Below are 15415 nucleotides of genomic sequence, written 5' to 3' on the forward strand. Positions count from 1 at the left end.
AAAGATAAAGTCCGAGGCCGGCCGTCTCCGTTGCTTACCGGCAGCCAAATGCTGGCCACCAATTCTTTCTTGCGGATGCGCCCACGGAATGAGCCTGCCCAAGAAACGCAGTGAACATTCTTCCGAACTACTGGACCGTTCGTGAGCCCAACCGCAACGGCGAATCTATTAGTTTTGCCGCTTCGACACCCATCTAAGTTTTACGAATGAAAAATCTTTATTCCCTCTTACTGGGACTGGCCGGCGGCGCATGGCTACTGGCTTCCTGCTCCTCGAAAGGCGACACCGTGACCAAAGGCACGCTGGTGACGCGCAACGATTTTGAAAGCGTATTGGGCTGGGGTGGCAACGCCGATGCCAGCATCACCACCGAGCAAGCTCACTCTGGCACGCACGCGGTGAAGGTGGGCCCGCAGGGCGAATACGCCTACACCTACATTCAAAACATGGGCAAGATGAGCAACGCCAAAATCAAAGACCTCACCGTCTCGGCGTGGGTGTGGTTACCCAATCAGCAGGCTTCCAGCAGCTTGGTCGTGGCCATTAACCACTCTGCCGAACGCGGCACCCCTGTGTTTTACAAGACTATTGTGCTGCCCACATCGGTGAAGAAATTCAAGGAGTGGCAACTCGTAACGGAAACGTTCGCCCTTCCAGACTCGGTGCAGGCCACCAACCAACTTAAGTGCTACCTCTGGGGCATGGGCACCAAAGAAAATGTGTATGCTGATGATATCACCATCAGTGTTGGCAACTAGCAGCTTATGGCGGCAGTTGATTTGCCGCTGGGTAGCGGGCATTTTGCTGCTGAGTGGCGGGGTGGCATGTTCGCCGGTTGCCTATCACCCACCAGCCGGCGCATCCACTTGTGAAAAACCACCGGCGATGACGTGGTGTACCTCGATGATTTAGTGGTGGCGCACGAAGAATAACTTTCCCCACTCGGGTCCGCCGGCCGCTCTTTTGCCCTCGGATACTACTCAACTTTTTTCATGCGCAATTCCATTTTTCTCACCGCTCTCAGCCTACTAGCCGCATGCCGCAGCGATTCCAATTCGGCGGCGCGCTCCGGCACCGACGCCTCGGTGCTGGCCACGGCTGATTTTGAGCAGAGCATTGGTTGGGGCAATGCCGATGCCGCCTCCCTCACCACCGAGAAAGCCCACAGCGGCCAATGGAGCGTGCGCGTGAAGCCCGAGGTAGCTTTCAGTTATACCTACTCGCGCCAACTCCGCGACCTGAGCCCCACGCCCCTCACCCGCCTGGTGCTGGAAGGCCAGGTGCTGCGCGTGGCCGCGGGCAGCACCGCCAAGCTAGTGGTGCAGGTGAACGCCAGCCCCACCGACGACACCAAGGTGTTCTACGCGGCCCTGCCTGTGGAGCAGGACGTGCCCAAGTTTGGCGAGTGGACGGCCGTGCGCTTGCCCATCAACTTACCCACCAGCGCCACGGGCGCCAACAACATCAAGATTTACCTCTGGAACGACCAGGGCACCGCCCCCACTTATCTCGACGACGTAAGGCTGCGCAAAGCCGAATAAGGCGGCCTGCGACGAGCCAAGCGGCTGCCCGGAATGCCGTAGCTTTGCTTCGCAACTCGTGCGCTCCACCCATTTTCGGTTGTGAAAAAACTTATTCTCGCTTCGCTCTGCTCGCCACTACCCACCGGCGCACGCCCCATTTCTCCATTGCCTTTGGTGCTGCTTCGCCTACTGGGGCGGGTGGCAGCAACGGCCCTGCTGGGCACTACGGCCGCCTGCTCCGGCTCAGACGCCGGCCACTGGGTGGGCGACTACGTGACGGTAAACGATTTTGAGGCCGTGCGCGGCTGGGGCGCCGACAACACAGGCCTGGTCCGCGACCATGCTCATTCCGGACAGTACGCCGTGTTTGTGGGCCCCCAGCGCGAATACAGCCTCACCTACGACCTGCCCCTGGGCGAAGCCAGCGTGCACACCCTCAAGGGCGTGGCCGTGGAGGCGTGGGTGTATTTGCCCAGCCCGCAGGCCGCGGCCTCGCTGGAAGTGCAGGTGCGCCTGCCCGGCGAGGAAAACAAGCTGGGCTACGCCGGCCGCTTGCCGCTGCCCGAGCAGGTGAAGGAAACGGGCAAATGGACGCGAGTGCGCCAGGAGTTTGCCTTCCCTGTTGGGCTTCCGGCCGATGCACACCTGCGCATTTTCATGTGGCGCAACGGCAGCGCCGCCGAAACGGTGTACCTCGACGACTTGCGGGTGAAGGCCCTGGAATAAATGCTGTCTGGCCGGCGGTGGCGCGGGCCCTAATTAGAACTAGCTGCTGATGCGTTTTCCTCGTTTTCTGGTGCCTGCGGGCTCGTTTCAGCGCGCGTGGCTGTGGCAGGCCGGCGTGTACCTGAGCTTTTGGGCCGAGTTGCAATGGTTTGTGCACCCAGTGGGCCCATTTCTAAACCCGGTGCTATTCTACGCCGCGTCGGTATTAATGTGCGTGTTTGCGGCGCTCTACTGGCTCGACCGGCCCGTGGCGGCACCCAACCTAGAGCAAACCAGCCGGCGCTTTCCGCTGGCCTGGGCCGGGCTGCTGCTAGGCGCCGTGTGGGTGCTCTTCGCGCAGGCTCCAATCATTGCTTCGCACCCAGTGGATGTGCGCGCTTCCGACATCATTCCCATTCTACAGGTGTATGCCACGCGCTTTCTGAGCGGCGAGGTCATCTACCGCTATTCCACCACGCTGCCCTACCCCATTTTTCCCAACTACCTGCCCATGCAGTGGCTGCCCTACGTGCCGGCCCAGTACCTAGGCATCGACTACCGCTGGTGGGCGCTGGGCCTGCTGGTGCTGGTGGGCTTTGGGGCCTACCAGGCCGTGCTGGCCCAGCAGCGGCAGCAGTGGATGCTCTTTGTGCTGAAGATGGCCCTGCCGGCCTACGTGTTGCACCGCCTCATCACCCACAATTCCGAGCTATACGCCCACACCGTAGAACCCACCATTATTGCTTTCTACTGCGTGCTGGCAGCCAGCGTGCTGAGCCGCTCGGCCATTTTGCAAGCAGCGGCGCTGGTGGCCTGCCTGTTGTCGCGCTATTCGGTGGTGTTCTGGGTGCCGTTCTACCTGTGGCTGCTGTGGCGCGAGGCCGGCAAGCGCCACGCCATTGCGGTGGCGGGGCTGGTGGGCGTGGGCGTGCTGGGCATTTACGTGGTGCCGTACCTGAGCAAGGACTGGACGATTTTTACCCACGCCTTTGCCGAATATAAAATTGCGACCATGGGCGAGTGGAGCCGCACCGACGGCCCCGACGGTAAGCCGCCGCAACTGTTTTCGGGCTTCGGCTTTTCGGCCTTCTGGTATACCTACGGCCCCGCCGAGCTCAAGACGCGCATTGCCCTAGCCCAGCTCGGCGACGTACTGATTTCGTCGGCCGTGGTGGCCTTGAGCGCGTGGCTGTACTACCGCCTGCGCCACCGCTACGATTACCGCATCGTGGCCCTCATCACGCTGAAGCTATACCTGGCCACCTTCTACGCTTTCATCCAGACGCCTTACCCTTACCTGACCTCGCTGGGCCTGTTCATCTCGCTTTTTGTGGTGATGGTGACGGGCGCCGGAGAGCGGTCAAAAGCCGCTGTGCCGGAGCAGGTGGATACCTCCCCAACCAAGCTGGCCGCTGCCTAACGGCTTCTTTTTTTCTGCTGTTGCCGCCCTTTATGAAATCCCGCATTGCCCATCCCTATTCGCTGCTGGCCATTCTGCTGCTGTTTGTGCTGATGGTGCAAGCCCGGCTCTGGGCGCCGTACTGGGACACGCACAACGTGCAGGCCATCCTGACCTGGGATGCCATGGGGTATTACATCTACCTGCCGGCGCACTTCATTTACCACGACCTGGGGCACATGGCCTTTGCGCAGGACATCATGCGCGAGTACCAGCCCAGCAGCTCGTTCTACCAGGCATTTCAGGTGCCGGGCGGCCCCGAAGGCCAGCTTGTGACCAAGTACACCTGCGGCCTGGCCCTGTTCTGGACGCCGTTTTTCTTCCTGGGCCATTGGGCGGCGGGCTGGCTGGGCTACCCGCAGGACGGATTCTCGCCGCCCTACCAGGTGGCCATTGCCTTTGGCGGGCTGCTGTTTGCGCTGCTGGGGATGGGGCTGCTGCGCCGCGTGCTGCTGCGCTACTTTTCCGACGTGGTGACCACCTTGGTGCTGGTGCTGCTGGTGCTGGGCTCCAACTACTTCCAGTACGCCGTGTTCGACGCGGCCATGGCGCACAACTACCTCTTTACGGGCTACGCGCTGCTGCTCTGGCTCACCATCAGGTGGCACGAGCGGCCCACGCGACTGGGAGCATTTTTTATCGGCCTCACGCTGGGCCTGCTGGTACTCATCCGGCCGTCGGAGGCCGTGGCGGCCGTCATTCCACTGCTGTGGAACGTGGGCTCCTGGGCAGCCGTGCGCGCCAAGCTGGAACTGCTGAAAGAGCGGTGGGTGGACGTGCTGCTGCTGGTGCTGGGCGGCGTGCTGGGCGTGCTGCCGCAGGCGCTGTACTGGCACTGGGCCACCGGCCATTTTCTGTTTTATAGCTACGGCGACCAGCATTTCAGCTTTTTCAAGCCGCACCTGTGGGAGGTGCTGTTCAGCTTCCGCAAGGGCTGGCTGATTTACTCGCCGCTGCTGCTGCTGCCGCTGGCGGGGCTGGCGGCACTGTGGCGCATGCACCGAGCCATTGCCGTGCCGGTGCTGGCCTTCACGGTGCTGAACCTGTGGGTGGTGTCGGCCTGGGACATCTGGTGGTACGGCGGCAGCATCGGGCAGCGCGCGCTGGTGCAGAGCTACGCCGTGCTGGCCCTGCCCTACGCTGCCGCGGTGGCCTGGCTGCTGGTGCCCGAGCGCCGGCCGGCCCTGCGCGTGGCGGCCGTGGTGGCGGCCGTGCTGCTGGTCGATTTGAACCTGTTTCAGCACTGGCAGTACATGCGCTCCATTATTCACCCCGAGGAGATGAACCGGCGCTACTACTTTGCGGTGTTCAACAAAACCATGCCCACGCAGTCGGATTTTGCGCTGCTGGACGTGAAGAGCCATTTGCCCGAATCGGAGCGGCACTACACGCCGCAGTTGCTGGGCAAGCTCGACTTTGACAACCAGCCCGTGGATGCCGCCAGCGGCATTTCGGCCGACCAGGGCTACTTCAGCCGCCAGTCGTTTCACGCCGACCCGGCCCACGCCTACGGCCCCGCCCTCACCCTCAAACTCATGGACAAAGGCCTGCAGCCGGGCCAGTACATCCGCGCCTCCTGCCGGGTGTTTTCGGACTACGGTGCCTGGGGCAACAAGCTGGTGATGACTGTGGAGCGCAACGGAAAGAACATTGCCTGGGACGCCGTGCGCCTGCAAAACAACCTCAGCGTGAACCGTGCCTGGAACCTGGTCCACTTCGACGTGCCCCTGCCCGCCGACGCCCTGCCCGACGACATCATCAAAGTGTACGTGCTGAGCGACAGCGGCTCGAGCTGCTACATCGACGACGTGCAGGCCGAGTTGATGAAGCCAAAGAGCAGCTGGTGAGGCGCTGCGGCTACATGCCCAGCAAGCCGTACTTCAGAATGCAATAGATGGCCCGGAAGCCGTCGCGCCAGCCGATTTTCTTGCCCTCGGCGTAGGTGCGGCCGTAGTAGCTAATGCCCACTTCGTAGATGCGGGCGTCTTGCACGCGGGCCACTTTGGCGGTGACTTCGGGCTCGAAGCCGAAGCGGTTTTCTTCGAGTTTGAGGCTTTGCACGATGTCGCGCCGGAACATCTTGTAGCACGTTTCCATGTCCGTCAGGTTCAGGTCGGTGCACATGTTGGAGAGCAGCGTAAGCCAGTAATTGCCGATGCTGTGCCAGAAGAACAGCACCCGGTGCGGGTTGCCGCCCATGAAGCGCGAGCCGAACACGACGTCGGCAAAACCTTTCAGCACAGGCTTGATGAGCAGGTTGTACTCTTCGGGGTCGTATTCGAGGTCGGCGTCCTGGATGATGACGTAGTCGCCGGTGGCCTCGCGGATGCCGGTGTGCAGCGCGGCGCCCTTGCCCTTGTTCACGGGGTGTTCGAGTAGGCGCAGGCCCATTTCGGGGTAGCGCGCGGCGTAGGCCCGAATGGTGTCGGCCGAGGCGTCGGTGGAGCAGTCGTTGACGAGGATGATTTCCTTGCCGATGTTATTCACCAGCCGCAGCTCGCGCAGCAAATCCAGAATCTGGTGGATGGTGCGCGCCTCGTTGTAAACCGGAATGACGATGGAAAGCGTGTCGAATTTTACCACAAGAAGAAAGCTGGGCCGGGCAGGGAAGCCACAAAGGTACTTTTTACTGCGCAATGAAAAACGGTCATGCTGAGCGGAGCCGAAGCATCTCTACCGCAGTAGTAAATAGATTACTTGCCCGGTAGAGATGCTTCGGCTCCGCTCAGCATGACACGTCTTTTATTAATGTATTTGCCTTACAGCGAGCCCGTGCGGCCGCCGTCCACCGGCACGCTGGTGCCGTTGATGTAGGCTGCCGCGGGCGAGGCCAGAAACGCCACGGCCGCCGCCACTTCTTCGGCCTGACCGAAGCGGCGGGCCGGGATGGTTTTCAGCATGTCGGCTTCGATGGCGTCGGCCGATTGGCCGGTTTGGGCCACTTTTTTCTCGATGAGCGAGTGGTGGCGCTGCGTGAGCGTGGCGCCGGGCAGCACGTTGTTGACGGTGATGCCGTGCGGGCCCAGCTCGTTGGCCAGGGTCTTGGCCCAGCTGGCCACGGCCCCGCGGATGGTGTTGCTCACGCCCAGCCCTGCCAGCGGAATTTTCACCGAGGTGCTGATGACGTTGATGATGCGCCCGAAACCAGCCGCGCGCATGCCCGGCACCAGGGCCTGGGCCAGCAAGTGGTTGCAGATAACGTGCTGGTTGAACGCCACCCGCAAGGCCTCCACCGGCGCGTCGAGCAGCGGGCCGCCGGCGGGGCCGCCGGTGTTATTCACCAGAATGTGGAAGCCGGCGGGGTGCTGCGCCAGGTAGGCCTGCACCACCTCGGCCACGTGGCTGGGGTCGTCGAAATCGGCCACGAGGTAGTTGTGCGCTTGGCCGGCGGGCGTGGGCAGCTCGGCGGCTACCTCGCGCAGGCGTGCTTCGTTGCGGGCCAGCAGCGTGATGGCGCAGCCGTTTTCGGCCAGGGCCTGGGCCACGGCGCGGCCGATGCCTTGGGTGCTGCCGCCCACCAGGGCGCGGCGGTTTTCGAGAGAGAGGTTCATATAGGGCTCAAAAAAAACAGCAAAAAGTCTAGCGCGCGGGCGGCGTGAGCAGCACGTAGCCGTCCACGAGTTGCTCGCGGTAGCCGTAGGGCCGCAGCAGCTGGCGCAGAAACAGATGGGCCGGCTGCTCGCGAAACTCCGGGTTGATAACAAAAGCAGCGGGGTCGTACCGGCGCAGAAAGGCCTGCACCTGCGGGGCCGTGGGCGGGGCGGGCGCGATGGTGTCGGGCTTGGTTTGGCGGAAGAGCACGGCGCCGAGCACGGGGTCGTGCTCCAGGCTGGCAAACACCTCGGCCGGCACCCGCGCCATGAAGCCGATGGGCACCTTTTTCTCGTGCACCGTTTGGTAAAACAGGTGCTCCCGACGGAACTGGCCCACCTCGCGGTAGCCGCTGGCAATGCCCAGCGGCACCGGAATCAGGGTGTTGCCCGGCAGCTTGGCCACCTCGTGGAACACCCGCGGCACAGCGGCGCGCGAAGTGCGCTCGTAGGGCCGGGGCCAGTACTCAAACAGCACCAGGCCGATGAGTAGCAGGCTCAGCGCCGTGCGCGACGTGGCGTGCAGGCGCGGCTTCCAAGCCGCCTCCAGCGCGCTAAAGGTGAGAATGGGCAGCAGCAGGCCCACCATCATTACCCAGCGGGTGGGGCAACGGATGTTGTTGAAAAACGGAATAAAATGCAGGAAGGCGGTGGGCAAATGCAGCCGGTCGTGGCCGTAGACGCGGGTGGCGGGCAGCGTGAGCATCACGAAGAACAGTAGCACCCAAGCCAGCGGCCGGCCCTGCTCTTCCTGCGCCACGGCTGAAACAGGCCGACGGTGGGCCTTGCGCAAGGCCCACAAACCCAGCGCCAGCAGCGGCAGCGCGTAGCCCAGAAACAAGGTGTTTTCAAGCGAGCCCGGCATGGTAAACACCTTGGGGTTGTTGTAGAGCCGCGCGGCCCAGCCCCAGTACACGAAGCGGCTGGTGGGCGGCGGCATGATAAAGTCGACCAAATCGCCGCCCCACCAGAAGCCGCCGTTGTCCTCCACGCCCCAGCGGCGCAGCAGCCGGATGAGGACGTGGCTCAGCACCAGAATGCCGCCCAGCCAGGCCCAGGTGCGCCACTCCCGCCACCGGATGCGGCCCAGCCCGAACCAGTACCACGCCGCGTAAGCCAGCGAAAAATACAGCAGCCCAAACAGGACGTAGTAGTCGCTGAGCAGCGTGACCAGGCCCAGCGCTACGCAGCCGGCTGCGGCCTTCCAGCTCCGCACTTCGGGCAGAAACTTCCTTTCCCGAAACCGAAACGCATCCAGAAACGCCAGCACGTAGAACGGCACCGTGGCCGTGAGCACCAGGTTGTAGTGCTCGGGCAGGCGCTGCAGCTTGTAGGGCGAATAGGCGAAGATGAAGCCCGCCAGCAGGCACAGCAGCGGGCTTTGCACCCAGCGCCGGGCCAGCAGGTAGGCCCCGGCGGCCGACAGCGAATAGCTCAGCAGCAGGCCGATGTTGAGGGCCAGAATGTCATTGCCCACCAGCACGCTAATCAGGCCGATGATGGGCGTGTAGGTGTGCAGTATCAGCCAGGAGCCCAGCGGGTAGAACAGCCAGTCGGTATGAAAAACCGGCTGCCCGGTTTGCACCGCCGTGCGGAAGTGCCAGGTGTTCCAGGGGTACATGTAGGTGTCGTGCCCCGGCACCACCAGAAACGACGAGGTGAAGTGCGCCGCCAGCGGCCAGGTAAGCGCGGCAAACAGGACGCCGTAGAAGGCCGTCAGCAAGCTCAGTCGCAGCCAGTAGTTCATATGGTGTCGGGGCGGCTCCCTTTTCGGCGCCAGGAAATGTGCGGGCCGGCCGGCCCCAGCAGCAAAAGTAGCGCCTGCCGCCAGCCCAGTGCGAAGCCCCGAAAACAACGGGCCAAACGCCGTCGCGGCCGTAGCTTAGCACCTCCAACCACCCACCTCCTCGCCATGATAACCCGCCCCTTCAACTTCCAAAAGTGGATAGACGAGCACCGCCATTTGCTGAAGCCCCCGGTGGGCAACCAGCAGGTGTTCAAAAACAACAAGGACTTCATTGTGATGGTGGTGGGCGGCCCCAACGCCCGCAAAGACTACCACGTAGACGCCGGCGAGGAGCTGTTCTGGCAGATTGAGGGCACGATGACCGTCAAAATCATCGAAGACGGCCAATCCGTCGACATCACCATCGGCCCGGGCGAGATGTTCCTGCTGCCGCCCAACGTGCCGCACTCGCCGCGCCGGCCGGCCGGCACCGTGGGCCTGGTGCTGGAGCGCTACCGCGAAGGCGGCGAGCTCGACGGCTTCCAGTGGTACTGCGAAAACTGCGGGCACAAGCTCTACGAGGAGTTTGCCGAAATCACCGACATCGTGGCCCAGCTGCCGCCCATCATGAACGCCTTCTGGCAGGACGACGCCAAGCGCACCTGCACCAACTGCGGCACCTACATGGAGGCACCCGCGCCGGTGACCCCCGCCTAGTTCCGGCCGTGCTTTCCATCGACATCCACACCCACATTCTGCCCGAGCGCTGGCCCGACCTCAAGGAACGGTACGGCTACGGCGGCTTCATCCGGCTGGAGCACCACAAGCCCTGCTGCGCCCGCATGATGCAGGACGACAAGTTCTTCCGCGAGGTGCAGGACAACTGCTGGGACCCCGCCGTGCGCCTGCGCGAGTACGACCAGTTTGGCGTGCAGGTGCAGGTGCTGAGCACCGTGCCCGTCATGTTCAGCTACTGGGCCCAGCCCCTCGACTGCCTCGACCTGAGCCAGCTGCTCAACGACCACATTGCCGACGTGGTGCGCCGCTACCCCACCCGCTTCGTGGGCCTGGGCACCATTCCGATGCAGGCGCCCAAGCTGGCCATCCGGGAGCTGGAGCGCTGCATGAAAATCGGGCTGGCCGGCGTGCAAATCGGCTCGCACGTGAACGACTGGAACCTCGACGCGCCGGAGCTTTTTGATGTATTTGCGGCCGCCGAAGAGCTGGGTGCCTGCGTGTTTGTGCACCCCTGGGACATGATGGCCCAAGGCAAAATGCCCAAGTACTGGCTGCCCTGGCTGGTGGGCATGCCCGCCGAAAGCACGCTGGCGCTCTGCTCTTTAATATTTGGCGGGGTACTGGAGCGGCTGCCGCGGCTGCGCGTGGCGGTGGCCCACGGCGGGGGCTCGTTTGCCAGCACCATCGGGCGCATCGAGCACGGCTGGCAGGTACGGCCCGACCTCTGCGCCGTCGACAACCCGCACAACCCGCGCAACTACCTGGGCAAGTTCTGGGTCGACTCCCTGGTGCACGACCCGCTGATGCTCGACTACCTGGTGAAAACGCTGGGCGCCGACAAAATCACGCTCGGCACCGACTACCCCTTCCCGCTGGGCGAGCTGGAGCCGGGCCAGCTCATCAAATCCATGCCGTTTTCGGACGACATCAAGGCCCAAATGCTGGGCCAGAACGCCCTGGATTGGCTGGGGCTGGGCGCTAAGTCCTTCGCACCGATTTCCCCACCTTTTTCGTCGATTACCCTGCATGAGTAAGCCCCCCTCCCCAACCGTTGGCCGACTCGTGGCGCTCGGCAAGCGCGGGTTGCGATGGTGCAACAATCGTCCGGCGGCCAGTGCTGCCCTGCTGCTGTTTCTGTTCTTCGCGCTGTACCTGGCCCGGCAGGAGCCGACCCAGTTTTATTACGATGCGGGCCTATACTGGGATTTATCTGGCAAGTATTGGCAAAGCGGTGATTTTCAATTCATCGCTTTCGATAGCTTTTTGCGGGGTTACTTGTTTCCGCTGCTGTTGGGCTCACTCTGGCAGTTGCTGATTCACACCTCTGTATTGCCGCTGGAAATCACACGAACCCTGGGCGCGGCCACCGCCGCGATTTTGTTCGGGGTGGTGGCGCCGGGGTTGTGGCAAGACGTCAGAAAGCACAGCAACGCCAGCCGAGTATCGCTCGCCCGGCGCCTGCTGTTTGGAGCGCTGGGGTTTGCCTTTTGGCGCGGCTATTTTCATTATCCGCTCACCGATTTCATTTCGTTGCTGGCGCTGGCGGGCGGGCTATGGACGGTGGTGCGGGGCCGCGCGGTATGGAGCGGCGTGCTGGCTGGCATGTTAGTAGCGGCTTCGGTTAATTTTCGACCTGTGTATGCGGCGGCTGTACCCGTGGTATTCATCTTGTGCCTCTGGCCCGCTTCTCACGATGCTTCGTACTGGCGTACTTTCCTGCGCCAATGGGGTAAAACCGCCGCGCTGGCACTTGGAATGGCCATTGTGCTGTGGCCTCAAGTAATTATCAACACCACTCATTTCGGCGTAGCGAGCCCGCTGGTACTTACCACTAAACCGGGCACCCCGAGCCTGTACCTTACCCAGCTAAAATGGGGTTTGTGGTATCAGAAATACGAAACCAACGTGGGCACAGACTACCCTGTGCCCACAATGTTTTTTTTGGACGAAGACGGGCGCGCTGTGGAATTCCATCGGCCTCACCGACCTGGCGTCCTACGCCACGTATGGCCAGCTGATACTTTCCGCCCCCACCACGCTGATGGGCTCGTGGCTGCGGCATTTATTTAACGGCCTTGATGTGCAGTATCCCACCCCATACATTCCGGCGGTGTATGTGCCTACCTGGGGGTTGGCCTGGCTCAACTACACGGTGCTGTTGGGCGGAATGGTCATTTGGGTGCTCGCGTGGCGCCGCGCATCGGCGCCGGGCTACCTGGTGATTCTATCTTTGCTAATTCAGTGCGCAGCGGTGGTGCCCGTTGCCATGGAATGCCGTTTTTTACTGCCGCTGCATTTGTTGCTTTGTGCCGCTTTTGCGTTTGGTCTGCGGCCGAGACACTTGTGGCGGTCTACTAGCCGGCCCACGCGCATTGCGGCTGCTTGCCTCTACGTCACGGCGTTGGCAGCATGCTTCTGGGTATCGAGCAACGCCCAGCGGCAACTTGAACATGGAGCAAAGCCTGTGTTTGGGCCGCAGCCCGCGCCTTCCGTGCTTTGGTAGTGCTTATCCTCGCTCATTTTGTTTCTCACCAGAAGAAGCATGCTGAGTGCACACCTGCTTGAAATTATGTTGATATGACTGAGACAATAAGCCCTGCCGCCGAACTCGACGCTGCCGACCCGCTGGCATCCTTCCGTCAGGAGTTCCACATCCCGCCCGGGCCCGACGGCCGGCCCTGCGCCTACTTCTGCGGCAACTCGCTGGGCCTGCAGCCCAAAGCCGCCCGCGCCGCCGTAGAGCAGGAGTTCGACGCCTGGGAGCGACTAGGCGTGGAAGGCCATTTCCACGGCGTGTCGCCCTGGATGCACTACCACGAAACCCTCACCGACGCCTCGGCCCGGCTGGTGGGCGCCCGGCCCATTGAGGTGGTGGTGATGAACAACCTCACCGTGAACCTGCACCTGCTGCTGGTGACGTTTTACCGCCCCACGGCCACGCGCTACAAGATTCTGATGGAAGGCGGCGCCTTCCCCTCCGACCAGTACGCCATCGAGAGCCAGGCGCGTCTGCACGGCCTCGACCCCGCCGACGCCATTGTGGAGCTGGTGCCGCGCCCCGGCGAGCACACCCTGCGCACCGAGGACATCGAAGCCACCATCGCCGAACTGGGCGACTCGCTGGCTACCGTCCTCATCGGCGGCGTGAACTACTACACCGGGCAGGCCTTCGACATGGCCGCCATCACGCGCGCCGGCCACGCCGTGGGCGCCTACGTGGGCTTCGACCTGGCCCACGCCGCCGGCAACCTCGACCTGCGCCTGCACGACTGGGACGTGGACTTTGCCTGCTGGTGCACTTACAAATACCTAAACTCGGGCCCCGGCGGCACCTCGGGCGTGTTTGTGCACGAGCGGTTTGCCCAGCGCCCCGACCTCGTGCGCTTGGCCGGCTGGTGGGGCCACGACCCTTCCGACCGGTTTCAGATGAAAAAGGGCTTCCGGCCCATGGCCGGTGCGGCCGGCTGGCAGCTCTCCAACGCCCAGATTTTCCCCATGGCCATTCACCGCGCCAGCCTCGACCTCGTGGACCGCGCCGGGGGCATGCCCGCCCTGCGCCGCAAGAGCGAGCAGCTCACGGCCCGCCTCGAATGGCTGATTCGCGGCCTCAACCTGCCGGCTTCCGCGCTGGAAATCATTACCCCAGCCGACCCGGCGCAGCGCGGCTGTCAGCTTTCGGTGCTGGTGCACCGGCGCGGACGCGAGCTGTTCGATTACCTCGCCAGCCAGGGCATCATCGCCGACTGGCGCGAGCCCAATGTCATTCGCCTGGCACCCGTGCCGCTCTATAATTCGTTTGAGGACGTAGACCGGGTGGGGGCCGCCCTGCGGCAATGGGTGAATGGGTGAATGAGCGAATGAGTGAATCATTCGCTCGTCTTCCCTCCTCGCCACTCATTCCTCCCTTCGCTCATTCACCCATTCACCCATTGAAAATGGAAGATTACGCCGCCAAGATGCTGCTCAAAACCGATGCGGCCCTGCGCGAATACGTGACCGGCCATGTCCAGTACCGCGAGGCCGCCGTGCTCGCCGCGCTCGACGAGCTGCGCCGCCGCGGCCAGCCCGCCCCCGAAGAAGCCGAGCTGCGCCCCGGCCTGGAACTGGCCGCGGCCGAGCAGCGCCGGGCCGAAGCCGCCGCCGAGGCCGAACGCCGCGCTACCACTCCCCCCGATGCGGCAGAAGCCGCGGCTGGCCCGGCGCTGTACTCGCCGATATCCATTGTGCTGTTTTCGCTGCTTTTCACCATGATAATGGGCGGCGTGCTCATGTGCATGAACTTGGTTCGGCTGGGCAAGAAGGGGGCGGCCCTGGGGCTGGCCCTGTTTGTGGTGGCCTACCTCTACGTGGGCAGTCTGCTGCTGGGCCCGCTGATGATGTCGTTGGGCATCAGCCCCATACTGGGCGGGTTGTTGTTCAACGTGCCGGCGGCGCTGCTGTATGGGCTGTGGGTGTGGCCGCGCTACGTGGGCGCCATCAGCTACCGCAGCCGCAGCATACTGGTGCCCGTGCTCATCTACTTTCTCTTTGCCTGGGGGGTGCTGAAGGTGATTCCCTACCTGCCCAAAGCCGAGCGCCAGAAACTGGAGCGCATGATGCAGAAGTAGCTCCTGGCGCTGGCCGCCGCGTTAGTTCTTTTGCCATGCCCCTGTTTCCGCTTACCCTGCCCCAAGCCGACCTGCTTTTTGACCCGGCTTTTCTGCCGGCTGCCGAAGCCGATGCGCTCCTGGCCCAACTCACCGCCGAGGTGGCCTGGGAGCAGCGCAGCATCCGGCTGTTTGGGCAGGAGTTTCCGCAGCCGCGCCTCACCGCCTGGTACGGCGACCCGGAAGCCCGCTACACGTATTCTGGCTTGGCCTGGGAACCCCGCCCCTGGACGCCCGCCCTGCTGGCCCTGCGCCAGCGGGTGGCGGCCGCCTGCGCCGCCCCCTTCAACAGCGTACTGCTGAACCTGTACCGCGACGGCCGCGACAGCATGGGCTGGCACGCCGACGACGAGCCCGAGCTGGGCCCCAAACCCGTCATCGCCTCGCTCAGCCTGGGTGCCACGCGCCGGTTTCGGCTGCGGCCGCGGCCGGGATTGGTTCTCCCCTCTTTGTCGCTCGATTTGGGCTCCGGCAGCCTGCTGCTCATGCGCGGCTCCACGCAGCAGCACTGGCAGCACGCGCTGCCCAAAACCACCCAGCCACTGGGCCCGCGCCTCAACCTCACGTTCCGGTGGGTGGGTGGTAAATAATGTATTAGTATAGAATATCGGGATGCCCGCACAGCTCCTCGCAAGTGCCATGGCCGACTTCGTATTCGCCCACCCGAAAAGTGGGCAGCGTGCCGGTTGGGGATGCTTCCGTTGGTGCAGCCTCCGGAGTAGCATCGGGGACGGCCGGTAAATCGGTGAGCGGTGTATCGGCGGCTTTGGCTGCGGCCGAACGGCGTGGAAAAGTATTGTGTAGCATTCGTTTGTTTCACCAAAAAAATCAGCAGATAGCAATCGAGTTAGTAGCGGATATTGGGATGGCCCTGTAGCTGCGGGTCCCCGGCTTCGCCCACCAGGTAGCGGCCTACGCGCAGCGACGCTTGGGCGGCCACGGGCAACTCCGGCATGGCCCGGCGACGCCACGCTGCCCCGCTGGCGCGACGCCCGAGGGCGCTAGCCGAAAAAGGCCACGTCAAAGCC

At 63.3% G+C, this 15415-nt stretch carries 16 protein-coding genes; 12 read left to right on the forward strand and 4 right to left on the reverse strand.

Features of this window, described 5'->3' with window-relative positions; genetic code table 11:
• Positions 1 to 206: 206 nt before the first annotated feature.
• The 5 genes from IC234_RS15035 to IC234_RS15055 all read left to right on the forward strand — a co-directional run bounded on the left by IC234_RS15035 (position 207) and on the right by IC234_RS15055 (position 5534).
• Entirely contained in the window at positions 207 to 758 is a 552-nt protein-coding gene (locus tag IC234_RS15035; protein ID WP_190926133.1) for a carbohydrate binding domain-containing protein, read from the forward strand.
• Between the two features lie 234 nt (positions 759 to 992).
• Positions 993 to 1541 (forward strand): hypothetical protein, encoded by a 549-nt coding sequence (locus IC234_RS15040; RefSeq protein WP_190926135.1) that lies wholly within the window; start codon positions 993 to 995, stop codon positions 1539 to 1541.
• Positions 1542 to 1697: 156 nt separating this feature from the next.
• Entirely contained in the window at positions 1698 to 2249 is a 552-nt protein-coding gene (locus IC234_RS15045; RefSeq protein ID WP_190926137.1) for a carbohydrate binding domain-containing protein, read from the forward strand.
• Positions 2250 to 2298: 49 nt separating this feature from the next.
• Complete coding sequence (locus IC234_RS15050; protein WP_190926139.1) at positions 2299 to 3648, forward strand: hypothetical protein; 1350 nt, start codon at positions 2299 to 2301, stop codon at positions 3646 to 3648.
• Between the two features lie 32 nt (positions 3649 to 3680).
• Entirely contained in the window at positions 3681 to 5534 is a 1854-nt protein-coding gene (locus tag IC234_RS15055; RefSeq protein WP_190926141.1) for a hypothetical protein, read from the forward strand.
• A gap of 10 nt (positions 5535 to 5544) precedes the next feature.
• Here the strand turns inward: IC234_RS15055 and IC234_RS15060 are convergent, their stop codons facing one another.
• The 3 genes from IC234_RS15060 to IC234_RS15070 form a co-directional block, all read right to left on the reverse strand.
• Positions 5545 to 6270 carry a glycosyltransferase family 2 protein gene (locus IC234_RS15060; protein ID WP_190926143.1) on the reverse strand — a complete coding sequence of 242 codons (726 nt, stop codon included), beginning with the start codon at positions 6268 to 6270 and terminating at the stop codon, positions 5545 to 5547.
• Positions 6271 to 6446: 176 nt separating this feature from the next.
• The gene (locus tag IC234_RS15065; RefSeq protein WP_190926146.1) at positions 6447 to 7238 is read right to left on the reverse strand and encodes an SDR family oxidoreductase; all 792 of its coding nucleotides are present in this window, start codon (positions 7236 to 7238) and stop codon (positions 6447 to 6449) included.
• Positions 7239 to 7266: 28 nt separating this feature from the next.
• Positions 7267 to 9024: a hypothetical protein gene (locus IC234_RS15070; protein ID WP_190926148.1), complete on the reverse strand. Its 1758-nt coding sequence runs from the start codon at positions 9022 to 9024 to the stop codon at positions 7267 to 7269.
• A 165-nt stretch (positions 9025 to 9189) separates the two neighbouring features.
• Here IC234_RS15070 and IC234_RS15075 point away from each other — a divergent pair, with 165 nt between their 5' ends.
• The 7 genes from IC234_RS15075 to IC234_RS15105 all read left to right on the forward strand — a co-directional run bounded on the left by IC234_RS15075 (position 9190) and on the right by IC234_RS15105 (position 14977).
• Positions 9190 to 9720 carry a 3-hydroxyanthranilate 3,4-dioxygenase gene (locus tag IC234_RS15075; RefSeq protein WP_190926150.1) on the forward strand — a complete coding sequence of 177 codons (531 nt, stop codon included), beginning with the start codon at positions 9190 to 9192 and terminating at the stop codon, positions 9718 to 9720.
• Between the two features lie 8 nt (positions 9721 to 9728).
• Positions 9729 to 10775: an amidohydrolase family protein gene (locus tag IC234_RS15080; RefSeq protein WP_190926155.1), complete on the forward strand. Its 1047-nt coding sequence runs from the start codon at positions 9729 to 9731 to the stop codon at positions 10773 to 10775.
• Positions 10768 to 11811, forward strand: coding sequence for a hypothetical protein (locus IC234_RS15085; RefSeq protein WP_190926157.1), 1044 nt, complete (start codon positions 10768 to 10770; stop codon positions 11809 to 11811). The genes IC234_RS15080 and IC234_RS15085 overlap by 8 nt, the downstream gene beginning before the upstream one ends.
• The gene (locus tag IC234_RS15090; RefSeq protein ID WP_190926158.1) at positions 11783 to 12244 is read left to right on the forward strand and encodes a hypothetical protein; all 462 of its coding nucleotides are present in this window, start codon (positions 11783 to 11785) and stop codon (positions 12242 to 12244) included. The genes IC234_RS15085 and IC234_RS15090 overlap by 29 nt, the downstream gene beginning before the upstream one ends.
• A gap of 74 nt (positions 12245 to 12318) precedes the next feature.
• On the forward strand, positions 12319 to 13590 hold the full coding sequence (gene kynU / locus IC234_RS15095; RefSeq protein WP_190926159.1) for a kynureninase: 1272 nt from the start codon (positions 12319 to 12321) through the stop codon (positions 13588 to 13590).
• A gap of 86 nt (positions 13591 to 13676) precedes the next feature.
• On the forward strand, positions 13677 to 14348 hold the full coding sequence (locus tag IC234_RS15100) for a hypothetical protein (protein WP_190926164.1): 672 nt from the start codon (positions 13677 to 13679) through the stop codon (positions 14346 to 14348).
• A 35-nt stretch (positions 14349 to 14383) separates the two neighbouring features.
• Positions 14384 to 14977 carry an alpha-ketoglutarate-dependent dioxygenase AlkB family protein gene (locus IC234_RS15105; protein WP_190926166.1) on the forward strand — a complete coding sequence of 198 codons (594 nt, stop codon included), beginning with the start codon at positions 14384 to 14386 and terminating at the stop codon, positions 14975 to 14977.
• Positions 14978 to 15234: 257 nt separating this feature from the next.
• Here IC234_RS15105 and IC234_RS15110 read toward each other — a convergent pair whose 3' ends face one another.
• Positions 15235 to 15411 (reverse strand): hypothetical protein, encoded by a 177-nt coding sequence (locus tag IC234_RS15110; RefSeq protein WP_190926168.1) that lies wholly within the window; start codon positions 15409 to 15411, stop codon positions 15235 to 15237.
• Between the last annotated feature and the right edge of the window lie 4 nt (positions 15412 to 15415).

This window comes from Hymenobacter armeniacus, from assembly GCF_014699055.1.
In the GTDB taxonomy this organism is placed as follows: domain Bacteria; phylum Bacteroidota; class Bacteroidia; order Cytophagales; family Hymenobacteraceae; genus Hymenobacter; species Hymenobacter armeniacus.

Excerpts from the sequence above, each read along its gene's own strand:
- IC234_RS15035 (WP_190926133.1), top strand. The coding sequence starts at position 207 with ATGAAAAATCTTTATTCCCTCTTACTGGGACTGGCCGGCGGCGCATGG.
- IC234_RS15040 (WP_190926135.1), top strand. The coding sequence starts at position 993 with ATGCGCAATTCCATTTTTCTCACCGCTCTCAGCCTACTAGCCGCATGC.
- IC234_RS15050 (WP_190926139.1), top strand. The coding sequence starts at position 2,299 with ATGCGTTTTCCTCGTTTTCTGGTGCCTGCGGGCTCGTTTCAGCGCGCG.
- IC234_RS15055 (WP_190926141.1), top strand. The coding sequence starts at position 3,681 with ATGAAATCCCGCATTGCCCATCCCTATTCGCTGCTGGCCATTCTGCTG.
- IC234_RS15065 (WP_190926146.1), bottom strand. The coding sequence starts at position 7,238 with ATGAACCTCTCTCTCGAAAACCGCCGCGCCCTGGTGGGCGGCAGCACC.
- IC234_RS15070 (WP_190926148.1), bottom strand. The coding sequence starts at position 9,024 with ATGAACTACTGGCTGCGACTGAGCTTGCTGACGGCCTTCTACGGCGTC.
- IC234_RS15075 (WP_190926150.1), top strand. The coding sequence starts at position 9,190 with ATGATAACCCGCCCCTTCAACTTCCAAAAGTGGATAGACGAGCACCGC.
- IC234_RS15085 (WP_190926157.1), top strand. The coding sequence starts at position 10,768 with ATGAGTAAGCCCCCCTCCCCAACCGTTGGCCGACTCGTGGCGCTCGGC.
- IC234_RS15090 (WP_190926158.1), top strand. The coding sequence starts at position 11,783 with ATGGGCTCGTGGCTGCGGCATTTATTTAACGGCCTTGATGTGCAGTAT.
- kynU (WP_190926159.1), top strand. The coding sequence starts at position 12,319 with ATGACTGAGACAATAAGCCCTGCCGCCGAACTCGACGCTGCCGACCCG.
- IC234_RS15100 (WP_190926164.1), top strand. The coding sequence starts at position 13,677 with ATGGAAGATTACGCCGCCAAGATGCTGCTCAAAACCGATGCGGCCCTG.
- IC234_RS15105 (WP_190926166.1), top strand. The coding sequence starts at position 14,384 with ATGCCCCTGTTTCCGCTTACCCTGCCCCAAGCCGACCTGCTTTTTGAC.